The sequence below is a fragment of the Pseudogemmatithrix spongiicola genome, assembly GCF_030623445.1.
In the GTDB taxonomy this organism is placed as follows: domain Bacteria; phylum Gemmatimonadota; class Gemmatimonadetes; order Gemmatimonadales; family Gemmatimonadaceae; genus Pseudogemmatithrix; species Pseudogemmatithrix spongiicola.
In genome coordinates, this window is record NZ_CP130613.1 from 1802489 (window position 1) to 1824977 (window position 22489).

Genomic DNA, 22489 nt, shown 5'->3' on the forward strand with positions numbered 1-22489 from the left:
GGCCCCGTGACCTATATCACCAGCCCGTCGGCCTTCCCTCGGCCCTCGGCCGAGACCAGTGCCAGGATACCGATCGCCAGCCAGCACGAGAGCATGAACGAGCCGCCGTACGAGAAGAACGGTAGCGGGATACCCGTGATGGGCATGAGGCCGATCGTCATCCCGACATTCACGAGGATGTGCGTGAAGAAGACCGCCGTCAGCCCGAAGGCCGCCAGCGAGGCGAAGGGACTGCCCGATCGCGCGGCGATGCGCGTCGTGCGCAACAGCAGCACGCAGAACAACCCGAGCGCCAGCGCCACGCCGACGAACCCCAGCTCTTCGCCGACCACCGAGAAGATGAAGTCCGTCTCCTGCTCCGGCAGGAATGCAAGCCGCTTCTGCGAGCCGTCCGTGAGCCCTTTGCCGAGGAATCCGCCCGAGCCGATTGCCACCTGCGACTGGATCAGGTGATAACCCGAATTGCGTGGGTCGCTCGACGGGTCGAGGAACACCAGCAGGCGACGCTGCTGGTACGGATTGAGTTTGTCCCACAGGATCGGCGCGACGACGCCCATCGCCACGTTGGCCAACACCAGCGCCGAACTCTCGAGCCACGTCGGGCGCTTCCACGCCAGCAACGCGAGGAACAACAGGAACCACGCCCCCCACACGCCGGGCCCGAACGCCAGCACAAGCGAGATGCCTGGGCTCGCTGCCATCACGAGCAACGGCCACTGCACGCCGCTCCAGAAGAGCATCGCGAAGAAGATGCCGATGAACACGAGGCCCGTGCCCAGGTCGGGCTGCGCCATTACCAGCAGCCAGGGCACGAAGGCGACGAGCGCCGGACGCCAGAGATCGAAGAGACCCTTCGCCGCCTCGCGCTGCGCGCTGAGTACGCGCGCCATCATCAGGACCACCGCGACCTTCGCTAACTCCGATGGCTGTCCGAGCCGGACGCCACCAATGGCCAACCAGCTCTTGGTGCTCGCCGCCGTGCCAGCACCTTGGCCGATGAAGATCAGCAGCACGAGCAGCGCCGTGGCGCCGAGATACACCGGCAACGACGCCCACTCGAGGAAGCGCACGGACGTCCGCGTGGTGACATACGCGACCGAGATCCCCAGCATCGCCCACACGAGCTGCGTGCGCCACAACCCTTCGACGAAGCTCGGGACATCGGTCTGGCCCGCCGAGTAGACCATCAGCGTGCCGAATCCGGTCAGCGCGAGCGCGAGCGCGACCAGCGGCCATTCCGTCGGCACGGTGCGCGCCCTCACGGCCCCTCCGTGGTGCTCGCGAAGGTGGTGCGCTGCTTCAGGTAGAACTCGAACACCCGCGAGGCCATGCGCGCCGCGCGCGACCCGCTGCCGCCGAACTCCAGGAGCAACGCCACGACGATCTTCGGATCATCCGCCGGCGCGTAGCCGACGAACCAACTGTGGTCTCGCACCTGGTCCTGGGCGTTCTGCGCCGTCCCCGTCTTGCCGGCGATGGCGATGCCCTGCAACTGCGACGCGGCCGCGGTGCCGCGTGAGATCACGCCGGCCATCGCGTCCTGCAGCTGCTCGAGCTGCTGCGGCGTGATGTTGAACAGCTTGGCCCGCTCGGCCTGCCCGCGCACCACCTCCGGCCGCGCCGCCTCGCCGTCCGTTGCCAGCGCCGTGTAGAACCGCGCCATGTTCACGACCGTCTGCGAGTTCTCACCCTGGCCGATCGACAGGTTCAACGTGACCGCCGTGCTCCAGCCGCGCGGCCCGAAGAGCCGATCGTAATACTCCCGTGCCGGATCCGTCGGGAACACCGAGCGCGTCTCCGCCGGCAAGTCGATGCCCGAGCGCTCGCGCGCGCCGAGCCGCAGGCCGCCCGCCACGAGGTTCTGGAGGCCGATGCGCAGGCCCAACTGATAGAAGTACGTGTCGCAGGATTGCTCGAGGGCCTCGGCCAAGGTCACGTCGCCGTGGCCATCGCGCTTCCAACAGCGGAAGAAACGATTCCCGTACTGATAGCCGCCCCGGCACGGCACCTGCATGCGCTCGTCGATGCGTACCTGCCCCGCCTCCATCGCGATGATCGCCGTGTGCAGCTTCCAGATCGAACCCGGCGGATACGCGCCCTTGATCGCCTTGTTGTAGAGCGGACGGCGCGCGTCGTTCTGCAGCTCGTCCCAGTAGTCGCGCGGGATGCCGCCGATGAAGCGATTGGGATCGAAGGTCGGCGCGGAGTGCAGCGCCAGCACCTCCCCGGAATGCGGCTCCATCGCGACCACCCCGCCAATCAGCGAATCCGCGAAGAGCTCGTGCACGAAGCGCTGCAGGTCGAGATCGATGTTGGTGTACAGCGCCGCCGGGCGTTCCGGCTCGAGATCCGGGCGCGCCTGCTCGCGCACCACGCGACCGCGCGCATCCACTTCGATGAACCGCGCGCCCTCGCGCCCGCGCAGGCGGTCCTCGTACTGCCGCTCGAGGCCGTCCTTGCCCACCTGCTGCCCGGGCTTGTAGTCGGCGAACCGCGTGTCCTCGAGCTCGCTCTCGCTGATTTCGCCCGTGTAGCCCACGAGGGCGGAGACGGCCGGCCCGTCGGGATAATGACGGCGCGGCGCGCTCTGGATGATGAGCCCCGGGAACTCGACGCGGCGCTCTTCCAGCACGCTCACCAGCGCGAACGACGCGTCGGGGAACAACACCGTCGGGCGCGTGGGTTCGCGACGGAACCGACGCACCGCCGCCCCGACCTGCTCCGGCGACACGGACACGATCTCGCCGATGCGCCGCATCATCACGCGCAGCGAATCCTCGTTGCGCACCAACAGCGAAATCGAATAGCCCGGCAGGTCCTCGGCGATGATCTTGCCCGTGCGGTCGAGGATTATCCCGCGCGGCGCGGGCAACGGCACCTCGCGCAGGCGGTTCGTCTCCGCCTGCAACACGTAGCGCGCGCCCTGCAGCACCTGCGTGCGGAAGAACGAGCCGGCGAGAAAGAGGAACACCAGGAACAGCAGCGCCGACGCGACGCGCGCCCGTCCCTGCACGGCGTTCGGATGGAAACTCATCCGAACCGCCGCTCCGCCATGACGGGCCGCACGGCGCCGAGCACGAGGAGCCCGACCGCCGCCGTCGCCAGCGCCGACAGCGGCGTCCACGCGACCAGCTGCCATACCAGCGTCATCCCCGAGAGCCGTCCCTCGGCGAGCAGCGACACCCAGTCATACGCGACCTTCCCGAGGAACACGAACACGGCATTGAGCCCAAGCTCATCCGTGAAGAACGCCGCCTTCAGGCGCGATGCCAGGAAGCCCACGAGCGTCATCGCGAGCGCTCCCGCGCCCAGCGCTTCCGGCGTCATGGAGTCGATTGCCGTCCCGACGAGCAGGCCCGTGAGTGCCGCCACCCCCGGACGCACCCGCACCGCCACGAGCAGCACGCCGATCACGAGGAAGTCCACGCCGGCCCGCCAGTCGAGCAGCGGCCGCAGCGTGAAGTGCAGTGTCACGAGCAGCGCAAGCATCACCGTGAGCACGAGGCGTTGGGTCAGGTTCACGGCCGCGTCCTCGCGCTATCGGGCCGCGTCGCCGAGTCCGCGGCGAGCCGCGACGAATCCGCGGCCGCGCGAGCGGCCAGCGAGTCCCCGGCCGCACGCACGCGGCGCTCCAAGGCCTCCACGCGGGCACGCCACACACTCTCGACGCCCTCTGCCGAACGTTCCGGCAGCAGCACCATCACGCTATGCAGTTCACTCGGCCGTACGGCGGGCCGCACGAGGTAGCTGCGTGACCAGCCCGTCGATTCGCCGCGCAAAGCCCGCACCACCGTTCCGATCAACACACCGCGCGGGAACACCCCGCCGAGCCCGGAGCTGACCACGGGCGTGCCGAGGGCGATTGACGAGCGGTACGGCACCCCGTTCAGCTCGAGAAGCCAGCGATCCGCCCCTTCGCCCTCGTGCGCCGACACGATGCCGACGGCCGCCCCATCCGCCGTCGTCGCGCTGACGCGAAAATCCGGATGCGGCCAGGCGATCGCGACGCTTGTGCGCGCGTCGACCGCCTGCACCAAGCCCACCAAGCCCTCGGCGTTCACGACCGCGCTAAGGCGCTGCACGCCCTGCGTCGCGCCGGCCGAGAGCAGCAGCGTGTGTTCGTCGCCGGCGCCGCGGTCCACCAACGCCTCGGCGGGCACGAAGCCCCACTGCAGCGCGCGACCGAGCCCGAGCAGCTCGCGCAGCCGGGTGTTCTCCGCCTCCACGGCGGCCAGCCGCTGCGCACGAATCGCGACGCTGTCGTGCACGAGTTGCAGCGAGTCCTGCACCGCCAACGCCCGCCCCGTCTGCAGCGCGCGCGTCTGCAGCATGGCGAGGGGCCCGATCAGGTTTCCGCGGATCGCCGCGGCCACGCGATCGCGCGGTGTCGGCGGCAGGATGAGCAGCAGCAGCGCAACCAGCGCGCAGGCGATGGCGAGGACGGTATCGGCACGCGAATCTCCCCGGGAGGCGCGAGACACCGATGCCCGCGCCTCAGGTGCTCAGCACCGACCAGTACTTCGCCTCGTCATCGAGGATGCGGCCCGTGCCGCGCACCACGCAGGTCAGCGGATCCTCATCCACGTGGATCGGCAGGCCCGTCTCCTGCGTCAGGAGCACATCGAGCCCGCGGATCAGCGCGCCGCCGCCCGTCATCACGATGCCGCGGTCCACGATGTCACTCGCCAGCTCGGGCGGCGTGATCTCCAGCGCGCGGCGCACGGCGTTCACGATCTGCTGGATCGGTTCCTGCACCGCCTCGCGGATCTCCTGCGAGTGCACGCGCACCGTCTTCGGGATGCCGGAGACGAGGTCGCGGCCCTTCACTTCCATCTCGCGCTCCTCGCCGAGCGGCGCCGCGCTGCCGATCTGGATCTTGATCTGCTCCGCCGTCGGCTCGCCGATCAACAGGTTGTAGCTCTTGCGCATGAACTGCACGATGCTCGCGTCGAGCTCGTCGCCGCCCGTGCGGATCGACGTATCGCTCACGATGCCCGAGAGCGCGATGACGGCGATCTCCGTCGTGCCGCCACCGATGTCGATCACCATGTTGCCCGTCGGCGTCTCCACCGGCAGGCCCACGCCGATCGCCGCCGCCATCGGCTCCGCGACCATGAACACTTCCTTCGCACCCGCGCCGAGCGCGGAGTCGCGCACTGCGCGCTTCTCCACTTCGGTGATGCCGCTCGGCACGCACACGATCACGCGCGGCTTCACCTTGAACACGTGGTTCTTGATGATCAGCTCGAGGAAGAAGCGCAGCATCTTCTCGGTCACGTCGAAGTCGGCGATCACGCCGTCTTTCATCGGGCGCACCGCGATCACGCCATCCGGCGTACGCCCGAGCATGCGCTTCGCTTCGAGACCGACGCCCTTGATCTTCTTTGTTTCGCGATCGATGGCGACGACGCTCGGCTCGTTGAGCACGATGCCTTCGCCCTTCACGTAGATCAACGTGTTCGCCGTTCCAAGGTCCACCGCGATTGCGTTGGCCGGGAGGAAACCACCGTTTTGGAAGAACGGCCACTTCAGAGGCAAGGCAGGCTCTCGCACGTCCGGGAAATGCTCCCGGCGAAGCAGGGGGACAGGACAACTCCTTATGAGAACGGAAGTTAGTCCCCGGTCCCGCCCCCTACAAGGCGCGCGCCCTTAGGGAGCCCCGTTGTTCCGCTCGGGGAGCGTGAACCGGATGGGCAGCTGCACCACCTGGGCGACCCGACGTCCCTGCCGGGTCGCCGGGAAGAAGCGCGCCGTCACCAGCGCCCGCCGCACCGCATCCCCGAACAGCGGATGCGTGGCTGTCACGATATCCAGGGTCGACGACTGCACCTGGCCGTCCGCCATCACGACGAACTCCGCCAGCGCAAAGCCGGTCACCCCGGCGGAGAAGAGCGAGTCCGGGTACATCGGCTCGATCGGCAGCGACGGGTCCGGGCGGGCCGGCGTGTCCACCTGGTCTTCCGTGAAGACCTCTTCGCGCTCGACCATGGCGCTCACGGTCGACGCCGCGGAGCGTTCATTGCGTCCGCGTCGCTCCAGCCGCGGACGGATCTGGCCCTCCCGGGTCCAAATCACGATGGCGCCGCCCCGCTGGCCGCTCAGGCCCACTTGGTTGAACTCCGGGGGCATGGTCGCGTCGCCGGAGTAGACCTCCACCCCCAGGAACGTCTGCGGGTCCAGCAGTTCGATATCGATCTCACCGGCCGCCATGCGCACGCCGTCGAGGAAGACCATGGGCGGCACGCTCGAGCCGCGCAGGCGGACGTAGGTCCGGCCGCGCATCGTCTCGGTGCGCATGCCCGGGACCGTCCGGAAGAGGTCGCGCATCGTGAAGATGCTGCGGCGCTCGATCTGCTCCGCCGTCACGAAGCGCCCCTGGCCCTGATCCATGCGGCGGTAGAAGCCCAGGGCGTTGCCGCGCAGGTTCTCGCGACCCGAGACGATCACCGGCGCGAGCCGCTGCGGCAGCGCAGAGAGCTCGACCATCAGCTCCGGCGCCGCATCTGACGGCGACCAGAGCCGGCGCTCGGGGCGGTAACCGAGCCGGCGAAACTGCACCTCCTCATCGGCGCTGCGAGCCTGCGGAAACGCAAAGCGCCCGTCCGCGCCCGTCTCCGCCCGCAGCCCGCCGCTCCCCAGGCTCACCTGCACGCCGGCAATCCCCAACCCCAACGAGTCGCGCACCACCCCGCGCAACACCTTCTGCGCGTCCGCCGCCGCCGGCAGCAGCAGCGGCAGCGCGAGCAGCACGACCACCGCCCCCGGCACCGTCTTCCGCATCCCACGCTCCAAGGAATCCACCCTTGACCCTACCCCACCGCAGGCGCCGGTGCAACGGCAAGGCGGGGACCCAGCATCGCCAGGCCCCCGCGCTTCCAGCTTACAGCCTAGAGCTTGCAGCTGCCGTTACTTGATAAACTTCGAGGCCTCGTGATACTCCATCCCGAACGCCTCCGCGACGCCCTGGTAGGTCACCTTGCCGTCGACCACGTTCAGCCCCTTGAGCAGCGCCGGATCTTCCGCCAACGCCTGCTTCCAGCCCTTGTTCGCGAGCTTGAGCGCATACGGCAGCGTCGCGTTGGTCAACGCGAGCGTCGAGGTGCGCGGCACGCCGCCCGGCATGTTCGCCACGCCGTAGTGGATGATGCCGTCCACCGTGTACACCGGGTTCTCGTGCGTCGTCGCCTTGATCGTCTCGACGCAGCCACCCTGGTCGATCGCCACGTCCACGATCACCGCGCCCGGCTGCATCTTCTTGAGATCCTCGCGACGGATCAACTTCGGGGCCTTCGCGCCCGGCAGCAGCACGCCGCCCACCACGAGGTCCGCCGTCGCGATCGCCTCGAGGATGTTCGCGCGGTTCGAGAACACCGTCTGCACGTTCGCCGGCATCACGTCGTTCAGGTAGCGCAGGCGCGGCAGCGAGGTGTCGAGGATGATCACCTTCGCGCCCATGCCCGCCGCCATCTTGGCCGCGTTCACGCCCACCACGCCGCCGCCGAGGATCACGACCTTGGCCGGCGCCACGCCCGGCACGCCACCCAGCAGCACGCCGCGGCCGCCGTAGAGCTTCTCGAGGTACTTGGCGCCTTCCTGCACCGCCATGCGGCCCGCCACTTCCGACATCGGCGTCAGCAGCGGCAGCTCGCGCGACGCCAGCTCCACCGTCTCGTACGCGATGCAGGTCGCGCCGGACTCGAGGTGCGCCTTCGTCAGCTCCTCGTCCGCGGCGAAGTGGAAGTACGTGAAGATCGTCTGGCCCTTCCGCATCCGCGGCCACTCGACCTTGATCGGCTCCTTGACCTTGATGATCATCTCGGCCGACGCCCACACCTCGTCCGCGGTCGGCAGGATCTTCGCGCCCACCGCCGTGTACTGCGCGTCATCGAAGCCCGAGCCCAACCCCGCGCCCTGCTCGATGTACACCGTATGCCCCGCCGCCACCAATGCCTCGGCGCCGGCCGGGACGAGGGCGATGCGGTTCTCGTTGGTCTTGATCTCTTTCGGAACGCCGATCTTCATAAATAAGGCAGTTGAAAGTTATGAGTAGTGAGTTGTAAGTCACTGCACACAGCAACAGCACCCGGCGGAGTTTGGCAGTTCACTCTCAACTCCCAACTCCCAACTCGTAACTGCAGTTGTCAGGTCGGTCCTAGCCGTACGATCGTCTGCTGATCCACGCCGTAGAAGGAAGCGCAGACGTCAGCGACCTCCCGCATCGTGATCGCATCCACGCGCGCCAGCACTTCATCCAGCGGCCGATAGGGCTCGTCAAACAGCTCCACCGCCGCCGCCCGGTACATCCGCGCCGGCACGCTTTCCATCGACAGCGTGATCTGCCCCTTCAGCTGCTGCTTGCCCATCGCCAGCTCGTCCGCGGTGAGTCCCGCCACCTGCAACAACGCAAGCTCGCTGCGTACCGCTGAGATCGCCTCTTCAGCCCGCTCCGGCGCACATCCAAGATAAATCCCTTGGCTGCCCGCCGTGGCGTGGAAGCTCTGGAAGCTGTGCACGCTATACGCCAACCCGAGTTCCTCGCGCACCTTCTGGAACAGCCGCGAGCTCATCCCGCCGCCGAACAGCGAGTTCACCAGGAGCAACGCGTGCCGCCGCGCGTCGCGGTGCGGCACCGTCACGTTGCCCATCACCAAGTGCATCTGCTGGATGTCACGCTCGACCCGCTGCTCCGACGGCGCCACGGGCGCCACATCCGGCACGTCAAACAGCGCCAGCGGTCCCTGCCCCTTCAGATCGGCCCAGCCCGCCGCCGAGAGTATCGACAGCAACTGCTCGTGCGTGACGTTGCCCGCCGCCGCCACCACCACGTTCTCCGGGCGATACGCCCGCGTGTGCAGCGCGCGCAGGTCGGCCACGGTGAACGACTCCACCGTCTCCGGGGTCCCCAGGATCTGGAATCCGTGCGGATGGTCCCCGAACAGCGCCGTGTTGTGCACTTCGAAGACGATGTCGTCGGGCGTATCCTCGACCATCGCGATCTCCTCTAGGATCACGCCGCGCTCCAACTCCAGGTCCTGCTCGCGCAGGGCCGGCCGGAACATCAGGTCGAAGAGCACGTCTGCCGCCTGCGGGAGGTGCTCGTCGAGCACGCGCGCCTGGTAGCTCGTGTGCTCCCGCGCGGTGTAGGCGTCGAGCGATCCGCCCAACGACTCCAGCGACAGCGCGATCTCGCGCGCGCTGCGCCGCTCGCTGCCCTTGAACACCATGTGCTCGAGGAAGTGCGAGATGCCCATCTGCTCGCGCGTCTCATGCAGCGAAGCCGCCCGGACCCAGGCCCCCAAAGCAACCGACCGCACTCCCGGCATATGCTCCGAGAGTACGGTCAGTCCATTCGGCAGGACGGTCCGCTGGACGCCCGTCTGAGGGGCGGTCACCACGGACGGCTGGCTCACTCGCGGCCGCGGCCTCCGCGCCCGCCGCGGTCGCCACGCGGGCGATCGCCACGGTCACGACGCTCGCGGCGCTCGCCGCCCTCGCCACCTTCCGACGACGCGCCTTCGCCCTCGGCCGCCGAGTCGGCGCCCTCCGGCTTCGGCAGCAGCGCCTTCATCGAGAGGCGCAGACGGCCGCGCTCGTCGCGGTCGATGAGCTTGACCGTCACGGTCTCGCCCTTCTTCACGATGTCTTCCGGCTTCTCCACGCGGTGGTGGCGCATCTCGGAGACGTGCAGCAGGGCCTCGGTGCCCGGCATGATCTCGATGAAGGCGCCGAACGCCGTCACCGACTTCACCGTGCCCTGGTAGGTCTCGCCCACCACCGGCTCGGCGGTGATCGCCTGCACCATCTGCTTCGCGCGCTCCATCGCCTCGCCGCCGACGGCGGCGATGGTGACCAGGCCCGAGTCGTCCACGGTGACTTCCGCACCCGTCTCGTCCTGGATGCCGCGGATCGTCTTGCCCTTCGGGCCGATGAGATCGCCGATCTTCTCCGGGTTGATCGTCATCGTCACGATGCGCGGCGCCCACGGCGACAGCTCCGGACGCACGGTCGGCAGCGCCTTGTTCATCTCGCCGAGGATGTGCAGGCGGCCTTCCTTGGCCTGCGCCAGCGCCTCGGTCATGATCTTGAGGTCGAGCCCCTGGATCTTGATGTCCATCTGGATGGACGTGATGCCGGTCTCGGTGCCCGCGACCTTGAAGTCCATGTCGCCGAGGTGGTCTTCGGTGCCCAGGATGTCCGTGAGGATCGCGTACTTCTTGCCTTCCTTGATCAGGCCCATCGCGACGCCGGCCACCGGCGCCTTGAGCGGGATGCCCGCGTCGAAGCAGGCCAGCGAACCGCCGCAGATCGACGCCATCGAGGACGAGCCGTTCGACTCGAGGATCTCCGACACGATGCGGATCGTGTACGGGAATTCCTCGAACGGCGGCAGCACGCCCTGGATCGCACGCTCGGCGAGCGCACCGTGGCCGATCTCGCGACGGCCCGTGCCGCGCATCGGCTTGGCTTCGCCCGTCGAGAACGGCGGGAAGTTGTAGTGCAGCATGAAGGACTTCGTCGACTCCTTCGGCTCGTCGATGTTGTCCATGCGCTGGACGTCATTCGCCGTACCGAGGGTCGCGACCACGAGCGCCTGCGTCTGGCCGCGCGTGAATAGCGCGGAGCCGTGGGCGCGCGGCAGCACCGACGTGTCGATCGAGATGTCGCGCACGACGTTCGGCTTGCGGCCGTCGACGCGCAGGCCGGTGCTCAGCACCTGGTCGCGCAGCGCGTTGTACTCGATGTCGCCGACGATCATGCCGACGAGGCCGTGATGCTCCGGCGCGAGGACCTCGGCCATCTCGGCCTTGACCTCTTCCTTCACCTTCTCGACGGCCTGGATGCGCGTCGCCTTGTCCTTCTGGTTGATGGCGGCTTCGATGCGCTTCTCGGCGGCCTTCGTCACCGTCTTGCGCACGTCGTCGGGGATCTCCGTCCCCTTCCACTCCATCTTCTCGACCTTGCCAGCCTTCTTGAGCAGCTCTTCCTGCATGCCGACGAGCTCGGCGAGGCCCTTCTGGGCCACCTTGAGCGCGTCGACGATGTCGGCTTCCGAGACTTCGAGCGCGCCGCCCTCGACCATCATGATCGAGTCATCCGTGCCGGCGACGACCATGTCGATGTCCGAGAACTCGAGCGCCTGGAACGTCGGGTTGAGCACCCACTTGCCTTCGATGCGGCCGACGCGGACGCCGGCGATCGGGCCCGCCCACGGAATCTTGCTGGAGGCCAGCGCGTAGCTCGTGGCGATGAGGCCGAGCACGTCGTGGTCGTTCTCTTGGTCGGCGGAGAGGACGTAGATCACGACCTGCACTTCGTTCTGGAAGCCTTCCGGGAACAGCGGCCGGATGGAGCGGTCGATGATACGGCAGGAGAGGATCTCTTCATCGCGCGGACGACCTTCGCGCTTGATGAAGCCGCCCGGGATCTTGCCCGAGGCGTACATCTTTTCCTTGTACTCGACCGTCAGGGGGAAGAACGGGAGGGGGCTCTTCTTGTCGCTGACCGTGACGGCCGCGAGGAGGACGGTCTCGCCATAGGTGACGAGGGCCGAGCCGGCGGCCTGCTTGGCCATGCGCCCGGTCTCGATGATGAGGGGGCGGCCAGCGAAGGTCCGCTCAATACGATGCATCATAGTCTTTTTGGTGTCCGCGTGCCCGGGATGGGCGATGACACACGAAGCGCGCGATCCGCGTCAGTGCGGTCGCGCGCTCGTGTGAGTGATGCGCTTAGTAGCGCAGGCCGAGATCGGCGATGATCTTGCGGTACGCCGCAATGTCAGAGCGCTGCAGATACTTGAGCAGGCGCTTGCGCTGTCCGACCATCTTCAGGAGACCACGGCGACCGTGGTGGTCCTTGTGGTGGGTGCGGAAGTGCTCGGTGAGGTAGTTGATACGCTCAGTGAGAACCGCAACCTGCACCTGAGTCGAGCCCGTGTCGGTCTCGTGCTGGCGGTTCTTCTCAATCACCGCCGTCTTGACAAACGCCATCAGAAATCCTTGCCTGCGCTGCGCAGTGCTGTGAGTGCCTAATCTGTGGTAGCACAGAAACTTAGGCCGGCTGTCCGGGCATGTAAAGGGGCGCGGTCCTCCGGCCTCTGGTCCCGCTGCCGAAACTTCGCGGCGACCGGTTGCGTCATATCGATAAACGATATACCGTTTATCGATAACCAACCTCGCCACCATGAAGCTCTTCGCCCCCGCCCCCTCCAACGCCGTCCGCCTCGCCTGGCGGGCCCTCGGCCTCCTGACCCTCGGCAACGGGGTCTATGCCCTCTTCGTCCTGGGCATGGGGCTCGCGCTCCTCATCGCCCCGGACGCCACGATGACGGCCATCGGCGTCCGCGAGGACGTCGACCGCAGCCGCATCCTCCCCGCCATGCGCGTACTGGTGCTCATCGGGCTCGCCGGGGCCTACCTCGTGCATCGGCTGCTCAAGACCCTGCGGGCCATCGTTAGCACGATCGGTGACGGCGACGCCTTCGTGGCCGCAAACGCCGACCGGCTCGAGACGCTCGGCCGCCAGCTCATCGGGCTCGAGCTGCTGCACCTCGCCGTGGGCCTCGTGACCTCGCTCGGCTCCACCGCCCAGCAACCCCTCGACGTGGACTGGAACTTCTCGGTCACGCCCTGGCTCACGATCCTGCTGGTCTTCGTGCTCGCGCAGGTGTTCCGCGAGGGGGCGCGCTTGCGCCGCGAACTCGACGGCGTGGTCTGACCCATGGCCATCATCGTCCGGCTGGACGAACTCCTCGCTGACCGCGGCATGACGCTCACCGAACTCTCGCAGCGCGTCGGCATCACGCTCGCCAACCTCTCGGTGCTCAAGTCGGGCCGCGCGCGCGCCGTCCGCTTCTCCACGCTCGCCGCCGTCTGCGACGCCCTCCAGTGCCAACCCGGCGACCTGCTCGCCTACGACGCCACCGTCCCTGACCGCGAGGATGACGATGCCTGACCTCCGCACGCCCCTGCTCCGCTTCCTGCGCCCCGACCACGCGCGCTGGGACGGCGTGCGCCCCATCCAGGTGGCGACGCTCCGCCTCTTCTACTTCCTCATGGCCGCGTTCGTCGCGACGGACGCGTGGCGCGGCATCCTGACCCACACGGGCCCGTGGGATCCCGTGCGCGCCGTGGCCGTCTGCGTGTGGGCGGCGTATCCCACGCTGGGCATCCTCGGGCTGTGGCATCCGCTGCGCATGCTGCCGTTGATGCTCTTCATGGTCAGCTACAAGACGCTTTGGCTCGCCGCGGTCGCCTTCCCACTCTGGCGCGAGGGTGAGCTCTGGGGCACGCCGACCGGCGACATGGCGCAGGCCTTCCTCGCCTTGCCGGTGGTGCTGCTCGCGATCCCCTGGGGCTACGTGTGGCGCGAGTTCGTGCGGCCGCCGCGCCGCAGCCCCACCTCGGCGGCGCTCCCGTGAACTGGCTGCACGCCCTCGGGCGCAACACGCACATCGCCATGGGCACGCTGGGCCTCCTCTCCGGCGCGCTGGCCATGATGCTCCGCAAGGGCTCGCGCACGCACGCCCGCGTCGGCCACGTGTTCTTCGTCTCGATGACGCTCATGGCGAGCACGGGCACCATCCTCTCGATGGTGCCGGAGCTCGACCGAGTGAACATCGCCGGCGGCTCGCTCGCGCTCTACCTCACGATCACGGCGTGGGTCACGGTGGAGCGCCGCCCCGGCAGCGTGGGTCGGGCCGAATGGCTCATGGCGGCGGCTGGTGCCGGCGCGGCCATCCTGCTCTTCTCGTTCGCCGCTCGTGCGGCTGGAATCCCGGCCGAGGCGGGAGCGGTGCCGTTCTTCTCCGCCTTCGGAAGCATCCTCGCGCTCAGCGTGGCCGGAGACGTTCGGCTCATCCGGCGCGGCGGGGTCCAGGGCCGCGCCCGCACCACACGGCACCTCTGGCGCATGTGCACCGCCATGCTGCTGGCCACGCTCTCGCTCTTCCTGGGGCAGCCGCAGGTCTTCCCCGACGTGCTACGCGAGCGCGGCCTTCTCGCCGTGCCGCCCGCGCTCGTCGTCGCCGCGCTGCTGTACTTCCTGGTTCGCGAACGTGCGCGAGCGCCGCGTGCACTCCGCGCGCGCTAGGCTCGGGTCAGTCGCCGGCGCCGAACCAGCCGGTGACCAAGCGCTTCAGGTCGTTGAACGTCACGGTCACGAACAGCAGCAGGATCGCCGCGAGGCCGATGCGCGCGTACCACTCCTTCACGACCGTCGGCAGCGGCTTGCGGATGGCGCCTTCCACCAAGTTCAGGACGATCTGGCCGCCATCGAGCAGCGGGATCGGCAGCATGTTCAGGATGGCGAGGTTGATGCTCAGGAACGCCACCAACGCCCACATGTTCTCGAGCCCCGACTGAGCGGCCGTCACGCTGGCCCGCGCGATCTCCACGGGACCGCCGAGCTGGCTCACCGACACATTGCCCTTGAACAAGCCGCCGAGCACACCGAGCACGCTGGCGCCCATGTCCACGGTCGCATTGACGCCCGCGACCACGGCCGCGCCAGCCGCCATGGGCTCGCGCTGCGCCGTCCCGCGCGGGCCAACGCCGATACGGCCGACGCGCCGCAGTTCACCCGTGGAATCCGAGGGAATCTCCTGCGCCTCAGGGGTGATGGTCAGGCTCAGCGTCTCGCCGCCACGCACCACCGTGAACGTCAACGGTTGCTCGGGCGCGGCGCTGACGCGCGTCAGCACCTCATCCCAACGCTTGATGGTCACGCCATCGATCGCCGCGATGCTGTCGCCGCGCTGCATGCCCGCCCGCGCCGCCGGACGCTCGGCCACCACGCTGTCCACCACCGCCGGCAGATAGCCGCTGCCGTAGTACATGAACACGCCCGTGCTCACGACCACCGCGAGAATCACGTTCATGACCACGCCGGCGACGAGGATCACGAGCTTCTTGTAGAGCGGCTTCGACTCGAACCAGCGATCGGGCGGGATCGGCTTCGGCCCGTGCGGGATCATCGAGTGCTCATCCCAATGCTTGCTCCGCTCCACGGGCGCCCCGTCGCCGCGCAGCTCGGGTCCGCCCTCGAGCGTCGAGGCATGCTCGTCTTCCTGCGAGGCCATGCGGACGTAGCCGCCGATCGGCAGCGCGCTGATCGCGTACTCCGTCTCGCCGCGGCGGAAGCTCCAGATGGGGCTGCCCCAGCCCAGCGAGAAACGCGGCGCATACACGCCGGCCCACTTGGCGGCGAGGAAGTGCCCGAGCTCGTGCACGAAGATCACGAGCCCGAGGACCAGCAACGGTGCGAGCCAACTCAGCATTACGCCAACTCCTGCACGATGCGCCGCGCCGCGGCATCCGCGGCGAGCAAGGAATCTCGATCATCTCCGCGCGCGCCGGCCAGCTGCGCCAACGCGCGTTCGATCGCGACGGGAATCCGCGCGAACATCAACGAACCATCCAGCACCCGCGCGACCGCCGCTTCGTTCGCGGCGTTGAACACGGCCGGTGCCGCCCCGCCCTGCTTGCCCGCGGCAATGCCGAGCGACAGCGTGGGAAACACGTCGTGCCGCACCGGCTCGAAGGTCAGCGCCGGATGCTTCACGGGGTCGAAGCGTGGTACCCCATCGTCCTCGAGCCGTTCGGGATACGTCAATGCATACAGCACCGGCAGCTCCATCGAAGGAACCCCCATCTGCGCCAGGACGCTCCCGTCCTCGAACTCGACCATCGAGTGAATGATGCTCTGCGGGTGCACCACCACTTCGATCTTCTCGTACGGCACGCCGAACAACACATGCGCCTCGATCACCTCGAGCGCCTTGTTGGCCAACGACGCCGAGTCGATGGTGATCTTCCTGCCCATCGCCCACGTCGGGTGATTCAGCGCCTCGGCGATGCTCGCGTTCTGCACACGCTCAGCGTCCCAGGTCCGGAATGGGCCGCCGCTGGCCGTGATGATGAAGCGCTTCACGCCCTGCACGGGCAGCAAGCCCTCTCCGCTGCCCCCGACACGTCCCGCGAGGCACTGCAGCAGCGCCGAGTGCTCGGAGTCGACCGGGATCACGCTGCCGCCGTGGGCGCGGGCCGCGCGCTGCACCAGCGCACCGCCAATCACCAAGGTCTCCTTGTTGGCCAGCGCCACGCGCTTGCCGGCGGTCAACGCGGCTAGCGTGGCGTCGAGCCCCGCGGCGCCGACCACGGCGTTCAAGACGACGTGCACATCCGGATGCTGCGCGGCGTCCACCAAGCACTGCGCGCCGCTGCCCCAACCCTGCGGCAGCGCCGCGCCCTTGGCGTCCACGAGCCCCACGTACGCGGGCGCCCAGCGGGCCACGGCCTCAGCGAGGCCGTCCCGATTGCCGTTCGCGGTCAGTGCGGCGAAGCGGAAGCGCTCGGGATGGCGCGCCACCACGCGCTGCGCCGTCTCCCCGATGCTGCCCGTGGCTCCGAGCAGCGCGATGCCGATCATCGCGCCACCACGAGCAACTGCTCAAGCATCACGTAGGCGATCGGCACCGTGAACAGCAACGAGTCCGTGCGGTCGAGGACGCCGCCGTGGCCGGGGATCAGGTTCGAGCTGTCCTTCAGCCCTGCCTCGCGCTTCAGCATGCTCTCCACGAGGTCGCCCACCTGTGCGGCCAGGCTCATGACCGCCCCGAAGATCACCACGCCCACGAGGGTGAGCCCGAGCCCGGCGTACGGCTTGAGCACGAACTGCGAAATCAGGTACGTGCTGACGATCGTCGTGCCGAGCGCGCCCCACGCACCCGCCCACGTCTTCCCGGGACTCACCGTCGGCATGAGCTTCGTCTTGCCGAGTTTCTTGCCGAAGAAGAACGCGCCACTGTCGTTCAGCCAGGTCAGCACGACCGGCAGCGCCACCAGCAGCGACCCCGCCACTGCGGTGATTGCGAAGCGGTGGTAGCGCAGCGCGTACACGAAGGCGAGCATGCCGCCGGTGTACCACACGCCGAAGAGCGTCGTGGCCACGGATTCGATCGGCTTCCCGGCGCTCCCGCGCGTCCACAGGGCGATCGAAAGCAACAGCGGAATGAGCATGGCGATCCATGCGATGCCGGGCACGGCGTACCCGAGCCGCAGGGCGTGCAACGCGAGCGGAATCAGCGCCGCGAGGACAATCGTCCACTTGCCCATCGGCCGCGCCCCCGCCGCTTCCGCGAGGCGCGCATACTCCCAGGCGCCCAAGGCACTCGCGATCGAGAGCAGGACGGCCAACGGCGCGTCCCCGATGTAGACGGCGCCAGCGACCACCGGAATGGCGGCGACGGCAAATGCGATGCGTTTCGCGAGCTCGCTCACGCGGGCCTCAGACGGCGACCTTTCCGAACCGGCGGTCGCGCTGTTGGAAGTCGACGATGGCCTCGTACAGGTTGGCACGCGACCAATCCGGCCACAGCACGGGCGAGATGAACAGCTCCGCGTAGGCCACCTGCCAGAGCAGGAAGTTGCTGATGCGCCGCTCGCCCGACGTCCTGATCAGCAGGTCGGGGTCCGGGCAGCCCTGCGTGTACAGGCGTGCGCTGAGCGCCGCCTCGTCCACGTCCTCGGGCGCCAAGCGCCCTGCCGCCACGTCCTCGGCGATCAACCGCGCCGCGCGCGTCAGCTCGGCGCGCGACCCGTATGAGATGAACAGGTTCAGCGTGAGCTTGGTGTTGCCCGCCGTCTGCGCCACGACGCGGTCCACCGCCGCCTTGGCGGCCGAGGCCAGCCGCGAGAGGTCACCGAGCATCTGCACCTTCACGCCCTGGCGGTGCAGCTCGTCGGCTTCCTTCTGAATGTATTCCTCGAGCAGCGACATCAGGGCGTTCACTTCGCCCTCGGGGCGCTGCCAGTTCTCCTGGCTGAACGCAAAGAGCGAGAGCGCCTCGAGGCCGACTTCGAGCGCGCCCTCGACGACCTCGCGCACCGCCTTCATGCCGTTGCGGTGGCCGATCGGCCGCGGCAGCATGCGCTCCCGCGCCCAGCGGCCGTTGCCATCCATGATGATGGCCACATGCCGCGGCACCACGCCGTTGAGGCGGATCTTCGCGAGCAGCTCGGGAGCGGTCATAGACCGGAAATCGGAGCCCGAGGGCTCAGACCTCCATAATCTCGGCTTCCTTCGCCTTGAGCGCCGCTTCGATCTTCGCGATCTCGTCGTCGTGGAGCTTCTGCAGGTCCTTCTCGGCGTGCTTCACGTCGTCTTCCGAGACGCCCGTGAGCTTCTTGAGGGCATCGCGGGCCGCCGTGCGCGCGTGTCGCACCGCGATGCGGCCGTCCTCGGCGTACTGGTGCAGCAGCTTCGCGAGCTCCTTGCGGCGCTGTTCATTCATCGCCGGCAGCGGCACGCGGATGATATGGCCCTGCACCGACGGATCCAGCCCGAGATTGCTCTCGCGGATCGCCTTCTCGACGGCCTTCACCTGGCCCTTGTCGAAGGGCGTCACGAGTAGCAGGCGGGGCTCCGGCGCCGAGACGTTCGCCACCTGGTTCATGGCCATCCACTGGCCGTACATCTCGACCTTCACGGTGTCGAGCATCGACGGGTTCGCCTTGCCCGAGCGCACGGACGAGAACTCGCGCTTGGCGGCCTCGACGCCCTTGTCCATCGCGACTTTGCAGTCCTTCAGGATGTTCTGGATCATGAGACGAGGGTCCCCACGGGCTCGCCCCGCAATGCAGCGGCGACGATACCCTTGGTGTGGATGTTGAGGACGATGAGCGGGAGCGCGTTCTCCTTGCAGAGCGTGATGGCCGTGTGGTCCATCACCTTCAGCTCCTTGCTCACGACGTCCGAGAATGAAATCGCATCGAACTTCTGCGCCGACGAGTCCTTCTTGGGGTCGGCGTTGTACACGCCGTCCACGCTGGTCGCCTTGATGATCACGTCCGCCTTCATCTGGATGCCGCGCAGCACGGCCGCGGTGTCCGTCGAGAAGTACGGGTTGCCCGTACCCGCCGCGAAGATCACCGCGCGGCCCTTCTCGAGGTGGCGGATGGCGCGGCGCCGGATGTAGGGCTCGGCGATCTCTTCCATGCGGATCGCCGTCATCACGCGCGTATCAAGGCCCTCGCGCTCCAGGACATCCTGGAAGGCGAGGGCGTTGATCACGGTGCCGAGCATGCCCATGTAGTCCGCGGACACACGGTCCATGCCCATCTTGGAGATCTGCGACCCGCGGACGATGTTGCCGCCGCCGATCACCATGCCGATCTGCGCGCCCATCTCGCTGATGGCCTTCACCTGCCGGGCGAACTCCCGAATGGTATCGAAGTCGAAACCGAAGCCCTTGTCTCCGGCGAGGGCTTCGCCGGAGAGCTTGAGCAGGACTCTGGGGTACTTGAGCGCCATGCGGGAGTGTGGGTCGGGGTGGCTTAGCTCTCGCCCATCTTGAAGCGCACGAAGCGCTTCACGGCGAGCGGTTGGCCGGCCGCCTTCGCCGTCGCCGCCACGAGGTCGCCGACCGTCTGCTTGTCGTCGCGGACCCAGGGCTGGCCGAGCAGCGTGACTTCGCCCAGCAGCTTCTGGATGCGGCCCTCGACCATCTTCTGCGCGATGGCTTCCGGCTTGCCGCTCTCGACGGCCTGCGCCACGAAGATCTCGCGCTCCTTGGCGAGGAACTCCTGGCTGACGCCATCCTTGTCGACCGCGATCGCCACGACGGGCACGCCCGCCGCCACGTGCTCGGCGACATGCTTGCCGAGCTCGTTGGCCTGCTCACCCTTGCCGCCCGCGATCTCGACGAGCACACCGGCCTTGCCGTTGAAATGCAGGTACGAGCCGGCGACGCCGCTGGTCGCGAAGCGCGCGATGCGACGCAGCTCGACCTTCTCACCCGTCTTGGCCGAGGCCGCCTTCACGATGTCGCCCACCGTCTGCGCCTTGTCGAAAGCCCACGGCGTGGAGAGGTACGCACCCTCGGCGCCGACGGCGACGAGGCCGTCCACCGCGGCGTCCTGGCCGAGGTGCTCGGCGAGCTTCTTGGAGAGCGCGACGAACTCGTCGTTGCGACCCACGAAGTCCGTCTCGCAGTTGAGCTCGATCATCGCGGCGACGGTGGCGTCGGCGTTGGTCCAGATCACAATCTGGCCCTCGGACGCGGCACGGTCGGCGCGCTTGTCGGCCTTGGCGATGCCCTTCTTGCGGAGGATGTCGACGGCGAGGTTCATGTCGCCGTTGGCCTCCTCGAGGGCCTTCTTGCAATCCATCATGCCGGCGCCCGTGCGGGCACGGAGCTCGGCAACATCCTTGGCACTGATCTGCGTGGCAGACATCGGAATTCTCAGGTAGGGATACTCAGGTGTGACGTCGCCGCCGGGAGCGAGCTGCTACTCGACCGGCGGCGACCGAAAGATACGTCTGGACGCGGGGTCGGACCAATCCGAGCCGCGGAACGGCCGCTTACTCCGCGGCGGGTTCCCCGGCCTCGCCACCCTCGGCGCCGCCCTTCAGGCGCGCGGCGATGGCTTCCGGCTTGGCGCGACGACGGCGCGGACGGCCGCCCTTGTCCTCGCCACCGCGGCCACCGCGATCGCCGCCGCGGCCACCGCGGTCACGGCCTTCGCGCTCGGTGCCGCGCTCCGACGAGTACGTCGTGGCTTCGCCCGACTCCTCGACCTCGTTGCGCACCGGGGCTTCGCGACGGGCCTCGGCGATCGCATCGCCCAGGGCCTTCGTGATCAGCTCGACCGAGCGGATCGCGTCGTCGTTGCCCGGGATCGGCGCCGTGATGAGGTCCGGATCGGCGTTCGTGTCGCAGATGGCGACGATCGGGATGCCCAGCTTGTTCGCTTCCTCGACGGCGATGCGCTCCTTCTTGGCATCGATGACGAAGAGCAGGCCCGGCAGGCGACCGAGGGTCTTGATGCCGGAGAGATTCTTCGCCAGCTTGTCGCGCTGGCGGGTCATCATCAGCTGTTCCTTCTTCGTGTAGTTCTCGAAGGCGCCGCCCTCGACCGAACCCGCCTCGAGCTCCTTGAGCTTGCGGAGCTGCTTCTTGACGGTGGCGAAGTTCGTGAGCAGGCCGCCGAGCCAGCGCTCGGTGACGTGCATCGAGCCCGAGCGCTCGGCTTCCGCCGAGACGATCGCCGCGAGCTGCTGCTTGGTGCAGACGAAGAGGACCTGCTCACCGCGCATCACGACCGAACGGGCCAGTTCCTTGGCCTTCTCGATCTGGGAGACCGTCTTCTGGAGGTCGATGATGTGGATCCCATTGCGCTCCGCGAAGATGAAGCGGCGCATCTTGGGGTTCCAACGGCGGGTCTGGTGGCCGAAGTGGACGCCGGCCTGGAGGAGATCGTTGATGCTCGGGCTAGACATTGTGCTGTACTCGGTGGTTTTGGAGACGTTGCCTTGCGTCGTTGCCTTCCGCTGACCTCGCCACGTTGGCGCGGCACCCAGGGTTGGCTCGGCTTGGCTGAGAGATGGGACCGCTTCCTACGACCTACAACTGCAGTTACGAGTTGGGAGTTGTGAGTTGAGAGGGGGTTTCTGCCAACTCCCAACTCACAACTTCCAACTTTGGTGAGCTTAGCGCTTGGAGAACTGGAACTTCTTACGCGCCTTCGGACGGCCCGGCTTCTTACGTTCGACCGCGCGGGCATCGCGGGTCAGGAGGCCGAGGCTGCGGAGCTTGCCGCGGTGCGCTTCGTCGATCTTGACGAGCGCGCGCGAGATGCCGAGGCGGAGCGCGCCGGCCTGGCCGGTCTGGCCGCCGCCGGTGAGGTTCGCCTTCACATCGTAAGCCCCGAGCGTGTCGGTGGCCGTGAACGGCTGCTGGATCGCCGTCACGAGCGCCGGGCGCGGGAAGTAATCGCCGAGCGTGCGGCCGTTGAGGTCCCACTTGCCGGTGCCGGGCGTGAGGTACACGCGGCAGACGGCTTCCTTACGGCGGCCAATGGTGTGCGTGGTGTTGGTCGTCGACATGGGTTACTTGGCCTCGGCCTTCGGGAAGGTGAGCGACTCGGGCTTCTGGGCGGCGTGCGGGTGCTGGGCATCCGCGTACACGCGCAGCTTGAGGCGCAGCTTCTGACGGCCGAGCGCCGTCTTGGGGAGCATGCCGAACACGGCCTTCTCGATCACGCGCTCCGGGTGCTTCGCGAGCATCGTCGAGAACTTCGTGTAGAGCTCATGGCCCATGTAGCCGGTGTGGCGGAAGTAGTTCTTCTGCTCCGCCTTGCGGCCCGTCACCTTCACCTTCGAGGCGTTGATGACGATGACGTTGTCGCCCGTGTCCATGTGGGGCGTGAAGATCGGCTTGTGCTTACCGCGGATGATCCGCGCGATTTCGGTCGCGAGGCGACCGAGGACCATTCCCTCGGCGTCGACGATGAACCACTTGGGTTCGATGTCGGCGGGGGTGGCCGTGAACGTGCTACGCATTGTGAAAACCAACTAGAGAGGTACTGCGCCTCACCGGTGCGGGATGCAACCCGGGTCTCGGCACCCATTGAAGGGTTTTTGGGACAGACTCCAAATATGGGCGGGAGAGGGACTTAGGTCAACGGGGGCCGCCTAGCGGGACAGACCGGCT

Annotated in this window: 24 protein-coding genes; 4 read left to right on the top strand and 20 right to left on the bottom strand. The window is 67.9% G+C overall.

Annotated features, from left to right (window positions below):
- Positions 1–11 precede the first annotated feature (11 nt).
- The 10 genes from rodA to rpsO all read right to left on the bottom strand — a co-directional run bounded on the left by rodA (position 12) and on the right by rpsO (position 11987).
- Complete coding sequence (gene rodA, locus Strain318_RS08230) at positions 12–1262, bottom strand: rod shape-determining protein RodA (protein WP_367885229.1); 1251 nt, start codon at positions 1260–1262, stop codon at positions 12–14.
- Positions 1259–3034, bottom strand: coding sequence for a penicillin-binding protein 2 (mrdA, locus tag Strain318_RS08235; protein WP_367885230.1), 1776 nt, complete (start codon positions 3032–3034; stop codon positions 1259–1261). Before mrdA ends, rodA begins: the two co-directional genes overlap by 4 nt.
- On the bottom strand, positions 3031–3522 hold the full coding sequence (mreD, locus tag Strain318_RS08240) for a rod shape-determining protein MreD (protein WP_367885231.1): 492 nt from the start codon (positions 3520–3522) through the stop codon (positions 3031–3033). Before mreD ends, mrdA begins: the two co-directional genes overlap by 4 nt.
- On the bottom strand, positions 3519–4481 hold the full coding sequence (gene mreC / locus Strain318_RS08245; protein WP_367885232.1) for a rod shape-determining protein MreC: 963 nt from the start codon (positions 4479–4481) through the stop codon (positions 3519–3521). The genes mreD and mreC overlap by 4 nt, the downstream gene beginning before the upstream one ends.
- Positions 4482–4494: 13 nt before the next feature.
- Positions 4495–5538 (bottom strand): rod shape-determining protein, encoded by a 1044-nt coding sequence (locus Strain318_RS08250; protein ID WP_437436297.1) that lies wholly within the window; start codon positions 5536–5538, stop codon positions 4495–4497.
- 111 nt (positions 5539–5649) lie between these two features.
- Positions 5650–6780 (bottom strand): TonB family protein, encoded by a 1131-nt coding sequence (locus Strain318_RS08255; protein WP_367885233.1) that lies wholly within the window; start codon positions 6778–6780, stop codon positions 5650–5652.
- 126 nt (positions 6781–6906) lie between these two features.
- Positions 6907–8022 (bottom strand): alanine dehydrogenase, encoded by a 1116-nt coding sequence (gene ald / locus Strain318_RS08260; protein WP_367885234.1) that lies wholly within the window; start codon positions 8020–8022, stop codon positions 6907–6909.
- Positions 8023–8141: 119 nt separating this feature from the next.
- A complete protein-coding gene (locus tag Strain318_RS08265) occupies positions 8142–9410 on the bottom strand; it encodes a M16 family metallopeptidase (protein ID WP_367887943.1) in 1269 nt (422 codons plus the stop codon).
- Entirely contained in the window at positions 9407–11632 is a 2226-nt protein-coding gene (locus Strain318_RS08270; RefSeq protein WP_367885236.1) for a polyribonucleotide nucleotidyltransferase, read from the bottom strand. The genes Strain318_RS08265 and Strain318_RS08270 overlap by 4 nt, the downstream gene beginning before the upstream one ends.
- A gap of 94 nt (positions 11633–11726) precedes the next feature.
- A complete protein-coding gene (gene rpsO / locus Strain318_RS08275; protein ID WP_367885237.1) occupies positions 11727–11987 on the bottom strand; it encodes a 30S ribosomal protein S15 in 261 nt (86 codons plus the stop codon).
- A 193-nt stretch (positions 11988–12180) separates the two neighbouring features.
- On the opposite strand from rpsO, the gene Strain318_RS08280 reads away from it, so the two are divergent.
- Genes Strain318_RS08280 through Strain318_RS08295 form a run of 4 tightly spaced genes read left to right on the top strand, consistent with a single transcriptional unit; the run spans position 12181 to position 14088 of the window.
- Positions 12181–12714, top strand: a complete 534-nt coding sequence (locus Strain318_RS08280) for a DUF2975 domain-containing protein (protein ID WP_367885238.1) — start codon at positions 12181–12183, stop codon at positions 12712–12714.
- Between the two features lie 3 nt (positions 12715–12717).
- Positions 12718–12951, top strand: a complete 234-nt coding sequence (locus Strain318_RS08285; protein ID WP_367885239.1) for a helix-turn-helix domain-containing protein — start codon at positions 12718–12720, stop codon at positions 12949–12951.
- Entirely contained in the window at positions 12944–13417 is a 474-nt protein-coding gene (locus Strain318_RS08290; RefSeq protein ID WP_367885240.1) for a hypothetical protein, read from the top strand. The genes Strain318_RS08285 and Strain318_RS08290 overlap by 8 nt, the downstream gene beginning before the upstream one ends.
- Positions 13414–14088, top strand: coding sequence for a hypothetical protein (locus Strain318_RS08295; RefSeq protein ID WP_367885241.1), 675 nt, complete (start codon positions 13414–13416; stop codon positions 14086–14088). The genes Strain318_RS08290 and Strain318_RS08295 overlap by 4 nt, the downstream gene beginning before the upstream one ends.
- Positions 14089–14095: 7 nt before the next feature.
- On the opposite strand, the gene rseP is transcribed toward Strain318_RS08295, so the two are convergent.
- From rseP to rplM, 10 genes are all read right to left on the bottom strand, one after another.
- Positions 14096–15274 (bottom strand): RIP metalloprotease RseP, encoded by a 1179-nt coding sequence (gene rseP / locus Strain318_RS08300; protein WP_367885242.1) that lies wholly within the window; start codon positions 15272–15274, stop codon positions 14096–14098.
- A complete protein-coding gene (dxr, locus tag Strain318_RS08305; RefSeq protein ID WP_367885243.1) occupies positions 15274–16425 on the bottom strand; it encodes a 1-deoxy-D-xylulose-5-phosphate reductoisomerase in 1152 nt (383 codons plus the stop codon). The genes rseP and dxr overlap by 1 nt, the downstream gene beginning before the upstream one ends.
- Positions 16422–17276: a phosphatidate cytidylyltransferase gene (locus Strain318_RS08310; RefSeq protein WP_367885244.1), complete on the bottom strand. Its 855-nt coding sequence runs from the start codon at positions 17274–17276 to the stop codon at positions 16422–16424. The genes dxr and Strain318_RS08310 overlap by 4 nt, the downstream gene beginning before the upstream one ends.
- 7 nt (positions 17277–17283) lie before the next feature.
- Positions 17284–18027 (bottom strand): isoprenyl transferase, encoded by a 744-nt coding sequence (locus Strain318_RS08315; protein WP_367885245.1) that lies wholly within the window; start codon positions 18025–18027, stop codon positions 17284–17286.
- A gap of 25 nt (positions 18028–18052) precedes the next feature.
- The gene (frr, locus tag Strain318_RS08320) at positions 18053–18601 is read right to left on the bottom strand and encodes a ribosome recycling factor (protein WP_367885246.1); all 549 of its coding nucleotides are present in this window, start codon (positions 18599–18601) and stop codon (positions 18053–18055) included.
- Positions 18598–19308, bottom strand: coding sequence for a UMP kinase (pyrH, locus tag Strain318_RS08325; protein ID WP_367885247.1), 711 nt, complete (start codon positions 19306–19308; stop codon positions 18598–18600). The genes frr and pyrH overlap by 4 nt, the downstream gene beginning before the upstream one ends.
- A gap of 23 nt (positions 19309–19331) precedes the next feature.
- Positions 19332–20231 carry a translation elongation factor Ts gene (tsf, locus tag Strain318_RS08330; RefSeq protein ID WP_367885248.1) on the bottom strand — a complete coding sequence of 300 codons (900 nt, stop codon included), beginning with the start codon at positions 20229–20231 and terminating at the stop codon, positions 19332–19334.
- A gap of 127 nt (positions 20232–20358) precedes the next feature.
- A complete protein-coding gene (rpsB, locus tag Strain318_RS08335; protein WP_367885249.1) occupies positions 20359–21276 on the bottom strand; it encodes a 30S ribosomal protein S2 in 918 nt (305 codons plus the stop codon).
- A 210-nt stretch (positions 21277–21486) separates the two neighbouring features.
- The gene (gene rpsI, locus Strain318_RS08340) at positions 21487–21882 is read right to left on the bottom strand and encodes a 30S ribosomal protein S9 (protein ID WP_367885250.1); all 396 of its coding nucleotides are present in this window, start codon (positions 21880–21882) and stop codon (positions 21487–21489) included.
- 3 nt (positions 21883–21885) lie between these two features.
- Entirely contained in the window at positions 21886–22338 is a 453-nt protein-coding gene (gene rplM, locus Strain318_RS08345) for a 50S ribosomal protein L13 (RefSeq protein WP_367885251.1), read from the bottom strand.
- Positions 22339–22489: the final 151 nt, after the last annotated feature.